General features: G+C 54.0%; 17 protein-coding genes and 1 riboswitch. Of the genes, 12 read left to right on the plus strand and 5 right to left on the minus strand.

Annotation, left to right across the window (positions count from 1 at the left end):
• Positions 1 to 78 precede the first annotated feature (78 nt).
• Positions 79 to 390, minus strand: a complete 312-nt coding sequence (locus M2298_RS22930) for a rhodanese-like domain-containing protein (protein WP_063229423.1) — start codon at positions 388 to 390, stop codon at positions 79 to 81.
• A gap of 562 nt (positions 391 to 952) precedes the next feature.
• A riboswitch (SAM riboswitch) is annotated at positions 953 to 1,061 on the plus strand.
• Positions 1,062 to 1,151: 90 nt separating this feature from the next.
• Between M2298_RS22930 and M2298_RS22935 the strand changes: the two genes are divergently transcribed.
• The 11 genes from M2298_RS22935 to M2298_RS22985 all read left to right on the plus strand — a co-directional run bounded on the left by M2298_RS22935 (position 1,152) and on the right by M2298_RS22985 (position 12,713).
• Positions 1,152 to 2,453 carry a homocysteine synthase gene (locus tag M2298_RS22935; protein WP_173597988.1) on the plus strand — a complete coding sequence of 434 codons (1,302 nt, stop codon included), beginning with the start codon at positions 1,152 to 1,154 and terminating at the stop codon, positions 2,451 to 2,453.
• Between the two features lie 234 nt (positions 2,454 to 2,687).
• The gene (locus M2298_RS22940; RefSeq protein WP_122966610.1) at positions 2,688 to 3,734 is read left to right on the plus strand and encodes an ArsR/SmtB family transcription factor; all 1,047 of its coding nucleotides are present in this window, start codon (positions 2,688 to 2,690) and stop codon (positions 3,732 to 3,734) included.
• Complete coding sequence (locus M2298_RS22945; RefSeq protein WP_122966611.1) at positions 3,734 to 4,942, plus strand: MFS transporter; 1,209 nt, start codon at positions 3,734 to 3,736, stop codon at positions 4,940 to 4,942. The genes M2298_RS22940 and M2298_RS22945 overlap by 1 nt, the downstream gene beginning before the upstream one ends.
• 56 nt (positions 4,943 to 4,998) lie before the next feature.
• Positions 4,999 to 5,937 (plus strand): AAA family ATPase, encoded by a 939-nt coding sequence (locus tag M2298_RS22950; RefSeq protein ID WP_122966612.1) that lies wholly within the window; start codon positions 4,999 to 5,001, stop codon positions 5,935 to 5,937.
• 5 nt (positions 5,938 to 5,942) lie between these two features.
• A complete protein-coding gene (locus tag M2298_RS22955; RefSeq protein ID WP_122966613.1) occupies positions 5,943 to 7,133 on the plus strand; it encodes a DUF58 domain-containing protein in 1,191 nt (396 codons plus the stop codon).
• The gene (locus M2298_RS22960) at positions 7,130 to 8,497 is read left to right on the plus strand and encodes a DUF4129 domain-containing protein (RefSeq protein ID WP_217023159.1); all 1,368 of its coding nucleotides are present in this window, start codon (positions 7,130 to 7,132) and stop codon (positions 8,495 to 8,497) included. Before M2298_RS22955 ends, M2298_RS22960 begins: the two co-directional genes overlap by 4 nt.
• Before the next feature lie 154 nt (positions 8,498 to 8,651).
• Positions 8,652 to 9,740, plus strand: a complete 1,089-nt coding sequence (locus M2298_RS22965; protein WP_217023165.1) for an ArsR/SmtB family transcription factor — start codon at positions 8,652 to 8,654, stop codon at positions 9,738 to 9,740.
• A 1-nt stretch (position 9,741) separates the two neighbouring features.
• A complete protein-coding gene (locus M2298_RS22970) occupies positions 9,742 to 10,551 on the plus strand; it encodes an ABC transporter permease (protein WP_217023167.1) in 810 nt (269 codons plus the stop codon).
• Between the two features lie 16 nt (positions 10,552 to 10,567).
• A complete protein-coding gene (locus M2298_RS22975; protein ID WP_274874779.1) occupies positions 10,568 to 11,554 on the plus strand; it encodes an ABC transporter ATP-binding protein in 987 nt (328 codons plus the stop codon).
• Positions 11,551 to 12,366, plus strand: a complete 816-nt coding sequence (locus M2298_RS22980) for an ABC transporter permease (RefSeq protein WP_122966618.1) — start codon at positions 11,551 to 11,553, stop codon at positions 12,364 to 12,366. The genes M2298_RS22975 and M2298_RS22980 overlap by 4 nt, the downstream gene beginning before the upstream one ends.
• Positions 12,367 to 12,593: 227 nt before the next feature.
• Entirely contained in the window at positions 12,594 to 12,713 is a 120-nt protein-coding gene (locus M2298_RS22985) for a putative holin-like toxin (RefSeq protein ID WP_208715247.1), read from the plus strand.
• Between the two features lie 221 nt (positions 12,714 to 12,934).
• On the opposite strand, the gene M2298_RS22990 is transcribed toward M2298_RS22985, so the two are convergent.
• From M2298_RS22990 to M2298_RS23005, 4 genes are all read right to left on the minus strand, one after another.
• Complete coding sequence (locus M2298_RS22990) at positions 12,935 to 13,627, minus strand: M24 family metallopeptidase (protein ID WP_122966620.1); 693 nt, start codon at positions 13,625 to 13,627, stop codon at positions 12,935 to 12,937.
• Between the two features lie 20 nt (positions 13,628 to 13,647).
• Positions 13,648 to 14,424, minus strand: coding sequence for an HAD-IIB family hydrolase (locus M2298_RS22995; protein ID WP_274874777.1), 777 nt, complete (start codon positions 14,422 to 14,424; stop codon positions 13,648 to 13,650).
• A gap of 121 nt (positions 14,425 to 14,545) precedes the next feature.
• Positions 14,546 to 15,925: a MocR-like pyridoxine biosynthesis transcription factor PdxR gene (pdxR, locus tag M2298_RS23000; protein ID WP_280649136.1), complete on the minus strand. Its 1,380-nt coding sequence runs from the start codon at positions 15,923 to 15,925 to the stop codon at positions 14,546 to 14,548.
• Positions 15,926 to 16,172: 247 nt separating this feature from the next.
• Positions 16,173 to 17,201, minus strand: a complete 1,029-nt coding sequence (locus M2298_RS23005; protein ID WP_063229408.1) for an NADH:flavin oxidoreductase/NADH oxidase — start codon at positions 17,199 to 17,201, stop codon at positions 16,173 to 16,175.
• 122 nt (positions 17,202 to 17,323) lie between these two features.
• Here M2298_RS23005 and M2298_RS23010 point away from each other — a divergent pair, with 122 nt between their 5' ends.
• Positions 17,324 to 17,557 carry a hypothetical protein gene (locus M2298_RS23010; protein WP_173599922.1) on the plus strand — a complete coding sequence of 78 codons (234 nt, stop codon included), beginning with the start codon at positions 17,324 to 17,326 and terminating at the stop codon, positions 17,555 to 17,557.
• Positions 17,558 to 17,792: the final 235 nt, after the last annotated feature.

Consider the following 17,792-nt stretch of genomic DNA (forward strand, 5'->3'; position numbering starts at 1 on the left):
TTCCTGCCTCCCCTGCACATCTCATGCGCCATCCCGCTTTGCTTGCAGCGGCGAGCAGCGCACATTTTCTCTGTCTTTCTAGACTTCTTTTTCCCCAGGCCATGCCAGCATTCCGCCTACCATATTGGCAGCGTCAAAGCCAAGCTCACACAAATATTCAGTTGCCCGGTGGCTGCGTGCGCCGCTTCGGCACACCATGATGACCGGAATGTCTTTGTCCAGCTCGTCGGTGCGATGCGGCAAAAAGCCGAGCGGAATCAGCTTGGCCTCTTTGATATGGCCTTCGTTCCACTCCTCCACCTCGCGTACATCAATCACCTGAAGCTGTTCTTTTGCCGCGAGCTTTTCCAGCAGCTCTTGTGGTGTAATTTCCTTCACGCCATGGCTCATCGCGTTTTTTCCTCCTATATGTACAATCGTTTAGTCGTTTTCTGCCATTTCCATCATATCATAGGCCCCAGGCGTTTTCTAACGGCGGGAGCTGCGAAAGCGCCGAGATATAGGGGCAATTTTGTGACAGCAAGGCTCGGTTGCTTGCAAGTTCAAAGAATTTACAAAAATGACCATAAAATTATAAAATTACAAGTAAAAAACCATGTCTGCCAGTTCATGAAAAAGAACGCTGATAATTGATGAAGCTTAGCGTGAGGGGGAGTTATTTCTATGATGTATGTCCTTGGAATTTTGGCTGTTTGCACTCTGGCTGCGGTCCTCTTGTATGCCAAAAAAGGAAAACAATCTCGTGAGGCAACTCATTTGGTTTCAGATGAAGGAAACCCTCATACAAACCATGTAAACAGAGCTTACCAGACAGGCTCTCTGGATCTTATGGGCAACAGCATGAACGGGTAAATCTTTAAAATCCACAAAATCCACCCCGATAACTTAATCATTTGATGTTGACAGCGAAGTATGGTTTTTCATACAATTATGACAACAACTGAAAGCTACATTTTCATCAAGAGCGGTGGAGGGACAGGCCCTATGAAACCCGGCAACCAGCAAGCGAGTCTTGCGCGGTGCTAATTCCTGCAGAATCCATAGATTCTGAGAGATGAACGCACACCCGCGCATAGCCGGAGCCTTCTTCTACTCAGGAGAACGCTCCGTTTTTTTATTTCCTTACCCCCATATAAAAAGGAGAGATGATCATGTCTGACCAACAACAATGGAAACCGGAAACGCTCGCCGTACACGGCGGACAGGAGGTAGACCCGGTAACAGGCTCGCGCGCGGTTCCGATCTACCAAACGACTTCCTACGTCTTCCGTGACACGGAGCATGCTGCCAACCTGTTTGCTTTGAAAGAGTTCGGCAACATTTATACGCGCATCATGAATCCGACCCAAGACGCATTTGAAAAGCGCGTCGCTCTGCTCGAAGGCGGCGTAGGTGCGCTGGCAACCTCTTCCGGTCAGGCAGCCATCACCTTCTCGATTTTGAATATTGCGCAAGCGGGCGACGAGATTGTCGCATCCAGCAGCTTGTATGGCGGGACGTACAACCTTTTTGCCCATACGCTGCCACGCCTGGGCATCAAAGTACACTTTGTGGATCAGTCCAATCCGGACAACTTCCGCGCGTTCATCAACGATAATACCAAGGCGCTCTTTTGCGAGACGATCGGCAACCCTCGCATCGACGTGGCCGACTTGCAGGCAATTGCGGACATCGCGCACGAAAACGGCGTGCCGCTGATTGTCGACAATACATTCGCTTCGCCAATCCTGACCCGTCCGTTCGAGCACGGAGCTGACATCGTCGTTCACTCCACGACCAAATTCATCGGCGGACACGGCACGGCGATTGGCGGCATTATCGTAGATTCCGGCAAATTCGACTGGAACAACGGCAAATTCCCTGGTCTGACGACGCCAGACCCAAGCTATCACGGAGTCGTTTATACAGAAGCAGTCGGCCCGCTCGCCTACATCATCAAAGCGCGCGTGCAACTGCAACGCGATATCGGCGCTGCCGTAGCTCCTATCAACTCTTTCCTGTTCCTGCAAGGTCTGGAGACACTCCACCTGCGCATGGAGCGCCACAGCCAAAACGCACTCGCGGTAGCGAAATTCCTCGCCGAGCATCCGGCAGTGGAATGGGTCAGCTACCCAGGTCTTGAAGGCGACGCCAACTACGCACTCGCGCAAAAATATTTGCCAAAAGGCGCTGGCGCCATCCTCACCTTCGGCATCCGCGGCGGCGTGCAAGCAGGCAAAACATTGATCGAATCCGTAAAGCTCTTCTCTCATTTGGCAAACGTAGGCGACTCCAAGTCGCTCGTTATCCATCCGGCGAGCACGACGCACCAGCAAATGAACGAAGCGGAGCAATTAACGGCAGGAGTAACTCCCGGATTGATCCGTCTGTCTGTCGGAACAGAGGCGATCGAAGACATCATCGGCGATTTGAAGCAAGCTTTGGAAGCAGCTGTTGCCGTGAGCAAGGTATAGGTTTTCCTACAACACCATACCTTTTCATTCAAGCGAAAACGAAAAAACCACTCTCGTCAGGGAAGTGGTTTTTTCGTTTTTTTGTGTCTTTCACTGGATAGTCTCAACTAAATCAGCAGAGAAAAAAGAACAGATGCGAAAATCATTGAACTATTCATTCGAAATAACTTGAATTAACAGTTCGAATATTTTAGAATTTGATCTATGAAAAAAATGGGAAAAGGGTGATCCGCTTTGAAAATATGGAACATCGGCAGTGCACGCACCACCTACCAGCTCGACTTCGCTTGCTCACCGCTTTTTGAAGCCGCACTCGGAATCGCCGTCGCCACTTACGATCAGATTCACCACACGCTGGAGCATCCGCCTGAGCACTGGAGCAGCATGCTGAGCGCGCTTCCGCAATCCGTCGAGCTTGAAGTTGATTACGCCAAAAGGCACAACACTTGGAAGACGTTGCTGCAACTGCTCCACCACCAGCCTTTTGCCGATCTCGAATCGTTTTTGCATGTTGTCAGCGAGCTGTCGGCAGAAGAGTTGCGCTACCACGCCCTGCCTTTTTTGGGCCAGGAACGACAGCAAGCACGCGAAAATGCCGCGCAGGGCAGCGCAGCAGACGCCGAGCTTTTGCAAGCAGCATGCCGGGACCACCTCTTTTTTGCAGCGTATATTGCCCATATCACCTCTGTCGATACAAATGAACTGCGCCAGCATCTGCTCACCTTGATGGAAGGCTGGTATCAGACACACATCAAGCCGCAAGAAGCCAGCATCCGGCGTATGTTGGAAAAGGATTCGTCGCAAAAGCGCGCGATGCAGGACAAGCTCGATCCTGAAGCACTGGTGGAGTGGGCAACCGGAGCAAGCTATCCCCCTGAGCCAACCGTCACTCGTGTGCTACTAATCCCCCAAGCGATTTATCGCCCCTGGACGGTGCAGGCCGATGACGCGGGCACGAAAATTTTTTACTACCCGGTCGCCGATGAAAACATGAGCGAGCACATCGACCCGTACCAGCCGCCGCAGGCTCTGGTGCAAAGCTTCAAGGCGCTCGGAGACGAGCAGCGGCTCCGCATGGTCAAAATGCTGGCGGAAAAAGAGCTGAGCTTGCAGGAATTGACCGACGTCCTGCAAATGGCAAAATCGACGGTTCATCACCATTTGTCCATGCTTCGTTCCGCGCGTCTGGTAGAAGCGTCCGGCTCCCGGTTTCGCCTGCGCAGCCAGTCCGTATCCCAGCTTTCCCTCCTGCTCGATCAGTTTCTGGAAAGGGGATTTTGATGATTCCGCTCTGGAAAAACCGTTCCTACACCTGTATTTTGCTCGGTCAGCTGATCTCCGAGTTTGGCGCATCGCTTTCGACGCTGGCAAACAGCTGGTTGCTCTACCAAATCACCGGCTCCCAGACTGCTGTCGGACAAATGTGGCTGCTTTACTTTTTGCCTTCGCTGCTGGTGCAGCTTGTGGCTGGCCCTTATCTTGACCGCTTTGACAAAAAGCGCGTCATGCTCTTTTCCCAGTGGATGCGCTGTGCGGCTTTCGGCTGTGCTTTTTTGGCGATTTCCTATGCGCCTGACGCTCTTTGGCCGCTCTATCTGACATCGCTGATCAACGGTCTTGTTCAACCGCTGTACGTGCCAGCGAGCCAATCGCTGCTCCCGACTCTTGTCAAACAAGAATCGCTGCTGCAAGCCAACTCTTATCTGGACAGTGCCATGCGCATCGCGATGATTGCAGGCCCGCCGCTGGGCGGGATTCTCGTCGCGAGCATCGGCGGCACACATGTGCTGGGCCTGGTCGCCATCGGGTATGCCGTCAGCGGAGTTTTTCTGCTTTTGTGCGAAAAGACTTCGGTCCCTCCTGCCAAAACAGCAGAATCATGGCTTTTCATGTTCAAGGCAGGGCTGTCCGTCTTTCGGGAAAAACCGTTTCTCTTCTATTTGAGCCTGTACTCCGCACTTGTGCAGTTCGCGGTCGGTGTGACTCTGGTGCTCAATCTGCCGTTTGTGGCGGGCGAGCTGCACGGAACGGCTCTGCATGCGGGATTGTTTTTGGCAGGCTATCCGTTAGGCTACCTCATCGGAACTTTTCTGGTGCCCAAGCTGTTTAATCATCTGGAGCCCTCTTTAGTCATGCTCGTCTCCTTGGTGGCAGGCGGGTTGAGCTTTGTCGCTTTAGGCTTCACTCCGTTCATCGAGCTGGCAATCGCCATCGAGCTGTTGGCGGGTGTTACTGCCCCCTTTTTTCAACTGCACAGCACGCGACTCTATCAACTGCACGTCCCAGCCGGGATGATGGGACGCGTATTCTCAGTGCGTCTGCTGATCGTTCGCACTACAATGCCTATAGGGATCTGGCTGGGAGGAACGCTCAGCGACAGCGTCGGCATTCGCCCGCTCTATTTCGCGATCGGTGCGCTGATCGTGGCCGTTTCCATCGGCGGGATTGCTTTGCAAAAATTTGTAAAATATAGGATATTCCATGTATAATGAAATGCGTGGAAATGACATCACCCCATACCCTATCTACATAAAGGAGAAATCTCATGACTCATCCTGCTCTGGATAGCCTGCTTGCCACCGTAAACCGAGTAATCGTGGGAAAAGAAGATCAGGTCCGCCTGCTGGTAACAGCTCTTTTGGCGCGTGGACATGTGTTGCTGGAGGACTTGCCTGGCATGGGCAAAACTGTACTCGCCAAAACTTTGGCCCAAGCGATCGGCGGAACGTACAACCGCCTTCAGTTTACTGCCGATCTGCTCCCGTCCGATGTAGTAGGTTTGCATGTTTTCAATCAGCGCACGAGCGAGTTTGAACTGCGCAAAGGGCCTGTTTTCGCTGACGTGCTGCTCGCTGATGAAATCAATCGCGCGACCCCGCGGACCCAATCCGGCTTGCTGGAATGCATGGAAGAACGCCAGGTAACGATTGAAGGCGTTACATTGGCACTGCCTTCGACCATGCTGGTAATCGCCACCCAGAACCCGATTGAATCAGAAGGCACTTATCCATTGCCAGAGGCTCAACTGGACCGCTTCCTGTTCCGGTTGTCGCTTGGCTACGGCACACGCGAAGACGCCAAGGAGATTTTGCGCAGATTTCGCAGCAGCTCTCCTCTGGAGACGATTCAGCCCGTAATAACGGTGGAAAAGATTGCTGCCCTGCAAAAAGAAGTCGCCGCTGTCCACGTCAGCCAGGCGGTAGAAGACTATGTCATCGATTTGACCGAAGCTACCCGCAGCCATCGCTCTGTCGACGTCGGCATCAGCCCGCGCGCCATGCTTGCCCTGCTGCGCTCGGCACAGGCTTACGCTTTTGTATCCGGGCGCACTTACGTTTTGCCGGACGATGTCAAAGCCGTGTTCCCGAGCCTCGCTGCCCATCGAATCCGTCTGTCCATGGAAGCCGAGCTGCATGTGACGGAGCAGGAAGTGGTTATGCAAATCATGTCCAGCGTGCCGGCACCTGTTGAGGAAAGCGTGTAAGCCTGATGGATACGAAGCAAACCTTTCATGTGATCGGCTTTCTCCTCCTGCTTTTCGGACTTTTTTCGGGCAGCTGGTTTCTCTGGCTGCTTGGCGGATTTTTCTTTTTCATGCCTGCTGCCCAAGAGTGGTGGGCAAAATCGATAGTCAAATGGGTCAAGCTGGAGTGGACGAGCGACCAGACCCGCGTCATGCCTGGCACACCCGTGAACATCACCATTCGCCTGCACAACCGCTCCTGGCTTCCCCTGCCAGCTACGTGGCTGCGCTTTTCCTTGCCTGAGCATGTCACGGTGGACGGTGGAAACGAAGTCAAAACAAGCAATCAGCGCACCATCGTGCGACTGCGCTTTGATTTGCCCATCCGCCAGAGCGCAGCCAGAACGTTGACGCTGACCCCGCACAAGCGCGGTACGGTCTGGCTGACGGAAATTCAGTCAGAGACGATGCCGCTATTCGCAGACGAAGTAACTTTCCTGCCGATGCCGTTGTCTTTCTCCATGCTGGTTTACCCGTTGCCGCTGCCGCTTCCTCCGCTCGTCCTGGAAGAGACGCAGCCAGACGGCAGCAAGCTTTCGCGCCAGCGCCAGCAAGAGGATGTCACTTTTTTGCGCGGAACACGGCCTTATATGCCAGGCGATCGGTTCAAGCATATTCATTGGAAAGCGACTGCGAAGACAGGCACGCTTGAAACAAGGCTTTTCGAACATACTGCCCATCCGAACTGGCGGATCATCGGCCACATTTTGCCGTCCTATGAACCGCTTGCGCAACGGCATAACGATGAAGCCAATGAACGCATCATTTCTTGCCTTGCCGCCTTGTCCATGCTTTGCCGCAAAAAGTCCATCGGCTTCGAGCTGTTCCTGACCGTCAAGCAGCGTGGACGCGAGCATTTTCACCTGCCTGCTGGCAGCGGTAAATCCCATCATTTGCACGTCATGACCCAACTCGCGCAATTGAACCATTACGTGACGACGCCTCTGCCCTCCCTGCTCCGGCGACTGGAAGAAAGCCCGGCAAAAGAAGCGGTGATTCTCGTAACCGCGCGTCCCGATGAGCTGCCTGTCGCCACCATGGAACAGCTGCTTCGCCGCGGTCACAAAATCGCCGTGCTGGATGTCTCGCAGGAACAGGTTGTATTCGCACGGCAAGAACTGGCACAAGCCAGGAAAAGGAGTGTGATGGCGCGGTGACCTTTTCTCTTCTAAGCCGCTGGACGCTCATTTTCTGGCTGGAGGCGCTGCTGATCGGTGGGGCACTGATGCTGTTGGGCTGGATTACGGCAAGTTTTGGTCAGCTGCTCTTCTTTTGCCTGGCCGCCTCCCTGCTGTTGCTCGCCGGAAGCTGGCTGTACCATCACGGTGGTCGGCACTCTCTTCTCCATCTGCTGCTCTATCCAGTCGTACTGGGGGTTGGCGTACTCAGCTATTACTTGTACGGCTCCTGGCTGATTGCGCTCGCTTTGACAGGCATTTTTTATTGGCGCGTGCAAACGGCAGTAGCCAATGGCCTTGGGCATAGCAGTATGCAACGCCGTTTCGTGCTGGCATTTATGGTCTGCCTGATTCAACTCGTCGTGGCCGCCTTGTACGGAACGATGGTTCATCCGGAAACGTTTACGCCTGCCCCGTACTTCGGCATGCTGGCCCTGGTTACGGGCAGCTACGTGTTGATTTCTCTCGCCGTTTTCCTGCTGCGGGAAGAGTCTCTGCCTGTCCGTCTGCCCGGCTCTTTGGGCGCTAAACTGGCTGCGCAGGTTGTCGGGACGCGGCTGGTGTTGACGGTTGGCTATATAGCGGCTGCCTCTGTCGTGCTCGGCCTTGTGGGATTTGTCTGGTCGTGGGTCAAAGGGCCGCTTGGCGCAGGGCTTTACATGCTCATCGAACCAGTCCTGCTCAAGCTTGCGGATTGGATCGGCGGCTTGTCGCAAGTGCTGAACAAAGACCAGCGTGTCCATAACGCCCTGGATGGTCAAGGTCAAAGCGAAAATCTCCCACTGGACCCGGTTCAGCAAGGTGAACCACTGTTTTCCGTGTTGGAGCCGTATTTGATTGCGCTCGTCATTCTCGCATCGCTCATTCTTTTGGGCTGGTACATGTGGAAGCGCCGCCGTCGCGCCGAACACACAGCGGCACCCGCAGACAATACGGATTACGCGGCAAATTTGTCTGCGCTTCCGCCGACTGTTGACGGTGACGCGGCAGCATGGGATGTCTCCCAATGGTTTAAAAAGCCGATTGGCCCGGAAGACGATCCCACTCGCTACGCCTACTATCAGTTTTTGCAAGCAATGGCGAAGCGCGGGGCCACCGTCCAGCCATATGAGACAACGCAGGAATTTTTCAAGCGATTGCAGTATCACCCGGTTATGACGGCACCAGCGCTGGAGCTGGCCGCCAAAATCACTGGTTTCTACGAACAGTATCGCTATCAGGAGCATTCGCTGTCGCCTGAGGAGCTTGCGGACATGCAGCAAGCTGTCCAGGCGCTGGCTGCCCACGCGGAAAATGACAGCCAGAGCCAGAACCCGAATCAGAGTCAGGCGCAAAACCAGTGACCAAACCAAAGAGCAACCACCCGCCATCGGCGTTCGTGGTTGCTTCTTTTTTTCTCTTGACATCCTCCCCTCTCTCCTCCATAATTTCCTCACTTTTGCCCGCTTCCAAATTGGATTCACCAAATAGTTAATCAAACGAAAAGGAGGGGGAACCATGCAAGATTTGCCGCTCTGGCTGCGCAAACACTTGTCGATTGCCTACGTGCCCGGCTTTGAGTTTTTTCTCAGCTTGCACGTCCTGGCAAGCCCCGATCACCACACGTCCCGGTTGGGCTGGGCACAGGAAACACTCCAGGCGCTTCCGGCATCGCTCGTCAAGCAACTGCATCAGTTCAGCAGCATGTCCAACCAGTTTCTTGACGCCATGGACTTTCTTGTACCGTGGGAAGAAGGCTATGAGCATTCCGTAGAGGCCAGTCTGGAGCGGGTGCAGGCGCTGGACGCGGCACAGTTTGTCCAATTGATGATGGGGCCTGTCTATCATCCCCGGCAAATACAAAAGTGGCTGCAAGGCTACACGGACGACGCATTCGAACAGCTTAAACCGGAGCATCGGGACTTGCTGCGGCATCCGTTGTCCGCCAAGCGCAGCTTTCTGGAATTTTGCTACGCCTATCTGCCGTTTTTTCGCGCAGAAGAAAGGCGCATTGAGCCGTGGCTGGTGCGCGCCGTTCATGAAGGCCAGGAGCAGATTGCCGCCGATCCGGTCGGTTTTTTGTCGCAGGTGCATCCCCGGCTGAAAGTACATGAGAAATTTTTGCAGTTTCACAAGGCACAAACGTATACATTCGCCTATTCCGAGCTGGCCCGCATCCATTTGCGCGTCTCCACGTTTGTCTCGCCGCATTTGCTGCTTGGCATATACGGGGAGCACATCTCGATAGGTTATTGCGTCGATGTGCCGGGGAACGCGGCCACCTCAGCGATTCCGGCAGATTTTACGCTGAAAATGAAAGTGTTCAGCGATCCGACGCGGACGGCTATTCTCAAGTCGCTGCTCGCTCACCCTTACTGCACGCAGCAGCTCGCCGACCTGCACGGCGTCAGCGAACCGGCGATCAACAAGCATCTGAAGCTTTTGGTAGACGCTGGCTTCGTCTGGAGCGAGCGGCGCGGTAGGTACGTGTTTTACCGCGGGATTACCTCCCGCCTGGAGCAGTTGGCTGTCGATCTGCACGAGTTCATCGACATGCCGACACCTGCGCTACCCATCTCTCCCCCGCAAAACGAAAGGAGGAATTGACTTGTTTCGAGTCGCCAAAGCAACCTTTGTCCGCAACACGCTTGTCATGCTCCGGGCTTATCCGTGGTCGTTTGTCATCGGCCATATTTTGTCTGGCGTGTACACGGTGCTGTTCGCCTACTTTGCCTATCATTATGTATTTGCCGGGCAGCTGGACAGCCGCTTCCAGCACTTGGCTGGCACAGCCGATTATTTGTCCTATGCGATTTTGGGCGGCGCTTTTTACGCTTTTGCCGTCTCCACCTTGATGAACGTAAGCCGTTCGCTCATTACCGAGCTGCGGGAAGGCACGCTGGAAGCGGTGCTGCTCACCCCTTCTTTGCGCCGAGGGTACTTTTTGGGCAATGTCGCCCAGCAAGTCATTCGCACGGTGTTTGAATTTTCCATCATCGTGCTGATCGGAGCGCTGTTCGGGCTGAATCTCGTTCATACACACCTGTGGAGCGCGATTGCCGTCTGGATTTTGTCTACAGGTGCGTTTTTCTGCCAGGCTCTCGTGCTCGGCTCGCTGATGCTGCGTTTTCGTGATACATACATCACGCAAAACACGCTGTTTGTCATCATGGCGTTCGTCTCTGGCGTCACGTTTCCCACTCCGTACTTGCCGGAATGGCTGCAGCCGCTCGGGGCGATCATGCCGCTGTCGCCTGCGCTGGACGCTTTTCGCCAATGCGTGATTCAGGGCAAGCCGCTGGTCGCTGTTGCTCCCCAACTGCTCCATATGGCCGTTTTGTCGCTTGCGTACCTCGTCATCGGCATGTGGGGCATGCGGCGAATGGAGAAGCGCGTCGTCGAATCGATATTTGCATAAAAGGAGGTCTTTTCCCGTGCTGATTGTGGAAAATGTGCGAAAAGTATATCACGTGAAGGAAAAAGGAAGCTGGCTTCGCCAACAATGGAAGGAAGTAGAGGCCGTATCGGATGTGTCGTTTCGGATGGTGCCCGGAAAAATCATCGGGCTGTTGGGAATCAACGGAGCGGGGAAAACCACGACGATCAAAATGTGCTCGACCTTGCTCACTCCTACCAGCGGAACGATTACGGTAGACGGGTATGACGCGGTCAAGGAGGATCGGTTCGTAAAAGCCAAAGTCAACATGATCGCAGGCGGCGAGCGGATGCTGTACTGGCGCTTGACCGGGCGGGAAAACTTGCACTATTTCGGCAGCCTGTACGGACTGCACGGCGGAGCGTTGCGCAGCAGAATCGATTCGCTGCTCTTGCAAGTCGGGCTGCTCGATGCCGCTGATACCCCGGTAGAGCGCTATTCCAAAGGCATGAAGCAACGGCTGCAAATCGCCCGCGGCCTGATTAACGATCCGAGCTATTTGTTTCTGGATGAGCCGACACTGGGGCTGGACGCTCCGATCGCCAGGAAATTGCGCAAGCATGTAAAAGAACTGGCTGTCGCGCACGGAAAAGCGATCCTGTTGACCAGTCACTACATTCACGAAGTCGAGGAACTGTGCGACGAGGTGTACATCATCGACAAAGGCAAGCTGGTCGCACATGACACCCCTGCGCAACTGACCCAATCGCTCAACCTGGAGACAGCTTTGCACGTCGTCATCCCGGCGCTTTCCGCTTCCCTTGATCTCGATTTGCAAAAGCTCGCCGTGCGCTACGGCGGCTCACGGGAAATTGCCGAAACAGATGAACACACATGGGAAGTGACCTTGCGCGGGCAAACCGATATGACCACGCCGCTGCTCTCGCTGTTAGCCGCCCATCAGTCGCCCGTCCTGCGCCTACATACCCAGCAGCCGTCCCTGGAGGATGTCATCCTGCACATGGCAGACAGGAGGGGCGCATGAAGCAGCTTACTGCGCTGTTGTGGGCGGAAATCCAGAAGGAGCATCGGCATTCTTTTCACAGCAAAATGGTGTACTTCAGCCTGCTGATCTGGCCCGCCATCATGTTCGTGACCGCGTACTATTCGTTTGCGCCGTTTCGCACAGGAGCCGATTCGCCGCTTGCCCGCTTCCTCTCTGCCGAGCAGCTCCCGCTGTTTTTATTGACCGGGTATCTCGGGTACATTTTTTTCTGGTGCCTGGTGCAATCCGCCTGGCAAATGAGCTTCGAGCGGCAGGCCGGGACGATGGAAATGATTTTTATCAGCCCGGTCAATCGGCTGGCTTTCCTGTACGGGCGTTCCCTCTCCTCGCTTGTCGAGGGCGTCTGGCTGTTCTTTTGCTTCACCCTGCTGGCGCTGCTGTTCGTCGGCGGGATGCATCCAAGCGGCTGGTGGGCGATCCCGCTCGCGTTTTTCGTCCTGCTTGTCTCAGCCATCGTCTGGGGCGGTTTTTTAAGCGTCCTCTTCCTGTTTTCCCGCGACGCGAGCTTCTTGTATACCGTCCTGGACGAACCGATGCTGATCTTCTCCGGCGTACGCCTTCCGCCGCTGGCTTTTCCGCTCTGGGCCAAAGCGATTTCGTTTTGCTTCCCGCTCACCTACGCTCTCCAGCTTGTGCGCGGCTTGTTGATGGAAGGCGCGCCTCTGTCCGCTTTGGCGCCTGAATTGGCGCTGTTGGCCAGCGTCTTGCTGCTGCTCGTGCTGGTGACGGTCGTGTTGCTGAAAAAGGCGGAAAAGCACATGAAAGAGACGGGCAACATGGTGATGTACTGAGTTTTGCGCACAAAAAAACCGCTTGATCCGAATGGGAGCAGGCGGTTTTCCGCTATGGCATGACCAAGCGGTACAACAAGCTTCGACCGCCGAGCCATTTTATTCAAATACGAATTAGACAATCATACCGGAAAAATAGTAAAATTTGGACAAGTACACAGATACGGCTCAATCTTGAGGGTGGTCGGCTCATCTCCCCACGTCACAAACGGAAGGGAGGTGGGATCGTGGCAATTACTCACGAAACGCTTTCGCTTATGCTCCAGTTTGGCGGCTTTGTTGTCGGACTGCTGAGCCTAGTCGTAGCAATCGTTGTTGCCTTGTCCAAACGAAATGACCGCCCTTAAGCTTTGACGTGGCTAAGGCGGTCATTTCGTCCGTTTTACAAGTCACTTGAGCCGATCCCCGTAAAGGGGCCGTCTTTGTACCACCGACATGGTGTTACCAGCACCGTGTCGGTTCTTTTTTATCGTTCCCGGTTGCAGTTATCGATATAACGATAACTTTCTAGCTTCATAATAGCACCCTCTCCCATCCATTGACAACGGGAGAGGGTAAAAATGATGGATTAGTCCACCGTCAGCAGCTTTTCTACGAAGCCGCCGATTTCCAATTTGCGGTCGACGAAGTGTACCTCCAGGATCCAGTCGCGCGGATGACCATTGTGATCAGGGTCTCTCATCGGTTTGTTGTTGTCCGGGTGAATGTAGTTGACGATGTCTTCCCCCTGAATTTTCTCGTGCGGAAATTCGCCGATGAGGTGTCCGGCGTGTGGCCCGCCAAACTCCCAGCCGTTCTCTTCAGCGACCTGGCACATGTAGTGAAACAACTCGCTGCTCGTAATATCCGGCTTGGATTCAAAGTAAGCCTTGCCCAAATCCCACGCTTTTTCGATATCGTCGCGCAGCTTGATTTTCATCGGGTCATTGCCGAGTACGTACGTCCGCCCCAGATCAGCTTCCCAGTCCTCAAAAATCGGTCCGAAATCGAGGAAAATAATATCCTCTGGAGTGACAATCAGGTCCGGCGGATTCTCCCTGTATGGATGGAGCGTGTTTTTTCCGGCGCGCACAATTCGCTTGTGCCAATACTTTTTGATCCCGAACATTTGAAAGGCAAGCTCGTAAATCTCTTGATTGATCTGTTTTTCCGACGCCCCGCTGCGAATGATTCCTGTTTCTTCGATTCGGGCAAACAATTGCTCTGCTTTTGTTTCTGCTTCACGCAAAGCCCGGTGTCTTTGCACCAATGCCTGATTCATCTTCCATTCCCCTCCTCATTTTAATACGTCCGAGCAGGCTTGTACGCTACGCTAAGTTCCTGAATTTTGGAAACAATCACACTCTCGACCTGGCTGTCCACCGCGATTTTTTCAGTCGCCAGCGGCACGAGCGGCTCGTACTCGCCAATCAGGACACTGTGCTGCGCCTGTTCGAAAAGCGGCAGATCGTTCATGTCATTGCCAAAGCAAATGAATGGTTCATCCTGCGGGGCAAACCGCTCCAGGGCAGCGAGCTTGTTGACACCCCGGCAGGTGAGATCGAGAATGTCCTCTGCGGAATGGTGGTGCATGGTGACGTCGAGTTCCTTCAGTCTTGCCGCCAGATCTTTCGTCCGGTCTGCCGATAAAATCAAGATTTTCAAAACGGCATCCAACTGATCGAAGTCGATGCGGCTAGCTTTGCGCCCACAGTCGATATTGCGCATGACCGGGTGAGCTTCTGTGCAGTTATGAGCGTAATCCCACTTGTCATCAATCAAAAACTGCGCTTGATGATCAGCCAGGATACGAATGATTTCTGTTGCCAACTGGCCGGGAATCGCCGTGTAGCTCTGCAACCGTCCCTGATGATAGGTCATGGCTCCATTCGCCCCGATCAGAAGATGGTTGGCAAACCGCTCATCCAAAACCGGCAGCATATCCCGGCACGGCCTGGCGGAAGCAAACCCTACGGTGTGGCCTTCCTGCTCCAGTTCAAGCAGACAATCCAGAATGCTCTTGGAGATAGGCTGCCCCTTGAAGCAGATCGTCCCATCCAAGTCGAAAATAAACCTCATCTGCTCCCTGTCCCCCTTTACTCTATCGCTTTCATATGTATCATCATAGAGCGCAAGAGGCCCTCTCTTGAAGGGACAGATTTCACAAAATGACCGGGGCAGATTCGCAAAAAGCAGCTTTTTACCCGAACCAGGCAGCAGCCAACTGCCGGATGCCCGCCTCGATTTCTTGTTCGTTCAAAGCCCCGTACCCGAGCAGAAACGACGGGTATTCCCGGATGTCCTGCACCCAGTACCTCGCTGTCCCGTACACTTTTACCCCGTTTCGCAAAGCGCGCTCCATCCACTCTGCTTCGCTGCCTTTTTCTTTGACGGTCAAAAACGCGTGCAGCCCTGTGTCCTTTCCTTGCACGTCCACGCGTTCCCCCATCCAGCGGGAGACAGCTTGAAGAAAAGCTTGCCGCTTGTCTGCGTAGCTTTTGCGCATAGCCTGCACGTGCCTGTGCCAAAAGCCGTCGGACAAATACGCGGACAATGTCAGCTGATCCAGTCTGGCGACGGGCTGATCGTATTCCGGCACACGCTGGTAAAAGCGCGACAAAAGATCATAGGGGAGCACCATGTAACTCAGATTGCAGACAGGCAGCAACGCTTTGGACAGCCTGCCGATGTAGACCACTTTTTGCGGAGACAAGCTTTGGATCGCAGGAAGGAAGCTCTCTTCGTACTTGAACTCCCACTCATAGTCATCTTCCACGATATACGCGCTGGTTTGTGCCCATTCGATCAGCTCGGTTCTTTTTTCAAGCGGCATCACAAGCTTGTTGATAAATTGCTGGGACGGGCTGACGTACATGACAGTTGCCTTGCTGCTCAAAAGCTCTGGTATGGAGACGCCGTCCGCGCCTACCGTGATGCCCCGGACTTGATAGCCTCCGTTGACAAACGTGTTTCGCGCGCCGTCATAGCCAGGGTTCTCCACGCCAATGATCTGTTTCTCCCTGTCCAGAAGCTGTACCAAAACGGAAACGAGCTGCTGGGGAGTAGCTCCGACGACAATCTGCTCCGGGGTCGCCATGACTTTGCGCGTCTCGTGCAACAGCTTTGCCAGTTCTTTTCGCAGCTCGAACTCGCCCTGGTCCTGACCCTCTACCATGTAGCGCTGCTGGTGGTCGGCAATCACCCGGTTGCGCAGCTTGCTCCACTGCTGAAACGGGAAAGCTCCCAATTCGATATTGCCGTAGCGAAAATCCGTATGAATGTTCAAAGGGGCTGCTTCTGTCGTGCTTGGAGTGTGCCTGGTCGCAGGGGCTTCCGCCTTGTAGACGACCTGATACCCCTTTTTCGGCATGCTGCTGACATAGCCCTCGGGCATCAATAACTGGTACGCGACTTCTACCGTATTTTTGCTGACGCCAAGCGACTGCGCGCAACTGCGAATGGAAGGGAGAAATTCCCCGTGCCGGACTTGTCCGTTCACGATTTCGTCTCTTAGATGGTGATACATTTGCGTAAAAAGCGGTTCTTTATCGGTAAACCGGATCGTCGAAAATTCTCGCAAAAACTACCGTCTCCTTTCGGCCGTACTTTGTGCATTAGTCTATCACAGAAGCTGACTCTTCTCGACGCAGGATCGTTTTGTGTGAGGGCGTCTGCTTTTTTGAGCCTGTCTTTTCCGCACCTGTCAGGTATGTGAAGCTGCGCCGTTGCAGGGATGATCTTTTGGCATGCAAAAAAGCAACCTCTCTGTCTGCGAATCACGAATCGCGAATCGGCAGCAAGAAAGGTTGCTTTGTTTTTAGGAGTGATTAAAATGCACGCGCGTATTGCTTTGGCGCGTCAAGCTCGTCGGCGGACAGCTCGCGGATGGCGTGAAGCGCCCAGTACGGATCGCGCAGCATGCCGCGTCCGACAGCTACCAAATCCGTGTCGCCATTGCCGATCGACGCTTCTGCCAGCCTCGGATCGTCGAGGTTGCCGACTGCAATCACCGGAACATCCAATGCCTGCTTGATCGCGCGGGCAAGTGGCACCTGATATCCTGGATGGATTCCCGGACGTCCGCCTGAACCGATCGGACCTTCGCCGCCACTCGACAAATGGAAAATGTCCACGCCCGCTTCTTTATATCTACGGGACAGCTCTGTGCTGTACTCCAGGCCATAACCGCCATCTACGTATTCTACCGCGGAAATCCGCATGATCAGCGGCATGTCTTCCGGGATCACTTCTTTGATCGCCTTGATGATTTCTACGCCGAACAGCGCTTTGTCCCGTCCGTATTCATCGTCCCGCAAATTCGTCAACGGCGAGTGGAACTGATGGATCAAGTATCCGTGCGCACCGTGGATTTCAATCGTGTCCACTCCCGCTTCCACTGCGCGTCTCGCTGCCTCCTGGAACTTGACGACCATCGCTTTGACTTCTTCTGTCGTCAGTGCCCGTGGCGTTTTGTAGCGAGAGCCAGGGAAAGGAACCGCAGATGCCGAGACAGGTACTTCAGCGTCTTCCGCTTTGCGGCCAGCGTGAGCAATCTGGATGCCGATTTTCGCGCCGTACTTGTGTACCTCGGAGATAATGCGCTTGTATGCCGGAATCTGCTCATCGGACCACAGGCCGAGGTCGAAGTTGGAAATGCGGCCATCCGGTTCCACGTCTGTCATCTCTACGATGATCAAGCCTGTACCTCCTACTGCGCGAGACACGTAATGGACAAAATGCCAGTCGGTCGGCGTTCCGTCTTGCGCTTCCACGGAGTATTGGCACATAGGCGGCATCACTACGCGATTTTTCAAAGTGAGTCCTTTGAATTGAAACGGGGTAGACAACAGAGCCATTGATTCCACTCCTTACTTTTTTTCATTATCATGCCAAAAGTTAGCGACCTCTGCAATCCCCCTGCTGCACTTTCGGGTGGTGGAGTTGCAGATTAAGCGGAAAAGCTGGGTTGGGGGAGTGCTTGGGAGCTGGTGGTGGTCAGCGGGAGTTTCAAGGAAAAATGCCAAATACGAAAAGCTTGCTTGGGTTGACCTTCGTAGTCTGCTTCATCGGTACTTTAGGTGTGGCGAGGAAAGAGGCTGGTGAGTTCGACGTCAGTTTCAAAAAAAAACATGAAAACAGATTAAGGCTTTTCTTGAAGAAGATTGCTGTATGCGACTCTTTCATGCAAAAAGCTCGTTGCTGCCTGCATTAGATTTTCCGCCCCTGATCAACTTTCAAAAATCACTCCCCGACCAAAGCCTAACGTTGGCCGAGGAAACAGGAGAAACAAGCAGCAGGGCTTTCGGACTCCTACCCAGCCGGAGGCGAAAAAGGAAAACGGCCTTTAAGCGGCAACGTGAATCCACTTCTCCGAACAAACTGCTTTTGACGCGGTTTTCCTTTTTCACCGCAGGCGGCTAGTTTAAGCTCCCCGCAAAAGGCCAGGT

Origin of the sequence: Brevibacillus sp. 1238 (genome assembly GCF_029892995.1) — a bacterium.
GTDB lineage: Bacteria > Bacillota > Bacilli > Brevibacillales > Brevibacillaceae > Brevibacillus > Brevibacillus parabrevis.

Coding starts and splice junctions, on each gene's coding strand:
- M2298_RS22930 (WP_063229423.1), bottom strand. CDS start 390: ATGAGCCATGGCGTGAAGGAAATTACACCACAAGAGCTGCTGGAAAAG.
- M2298_RS22935 (WP_173597988.1), top strand. CDS start 1,152: ATGTCTGACCAACAACAATGGAAACCGGAAACGCTCGCCGTACACGGC.
- M2298_RS22945 (WP_122966611.1), top strand. CDS start 3,734: ATGATTCCGCTCTGGAAAAACCGTTCCTACACCTGTATTTTGCTCGGT.
- M2298_RS22950 (WP_122966612.1), top strand. CDS start 4,999: ATGACTCATCCTGCTCTGGATAGCCTGCTTGCCACCGTAAACCGAGTA.
- M2298_RS22955 (WP_122966613.1), top strand. CDS start 5,943: ATGGATACGAAGCAAACCTTTCATGTGATCGGCTTTCTCCTCCTGCTT.
- M2298_RS22965 (WP_217023165.1), top strand. CDS start 8,652: ATGCAAGATTTGCCGCTCTGGCTGCGCAAACACTTGTCGATTGCCTAC.
- M2298_RS22980 (WP_122966618.1), top strand. CDS start 11,551: ATGAAGCAGCTTACTGCGCTGTTGTGGGCGGAAATCCAGAAGGAGCAT.
- M2298_RS22990 (WP_122966620.1), bottom strand. CDS start 13,627: ATGAATCAGGCATTGGTGCAAAGACACCGGGCTTTGCGTGAAGCAGAA.
- M2298_RS22995 (WP_274874777.1), bottom strand. CDS start 14,424: ATGAGGTTTATTTTCGACTTGGATGGGACGATCTGCTTCAAGGGGCAG.
- M2298_RS23005 (WP_063229408.1), bottom strand. CDS start 17,201: ATGGCTCTGTTGTCTACCCCGTTTCAATTCAAAGGACTCACTTTGAAA.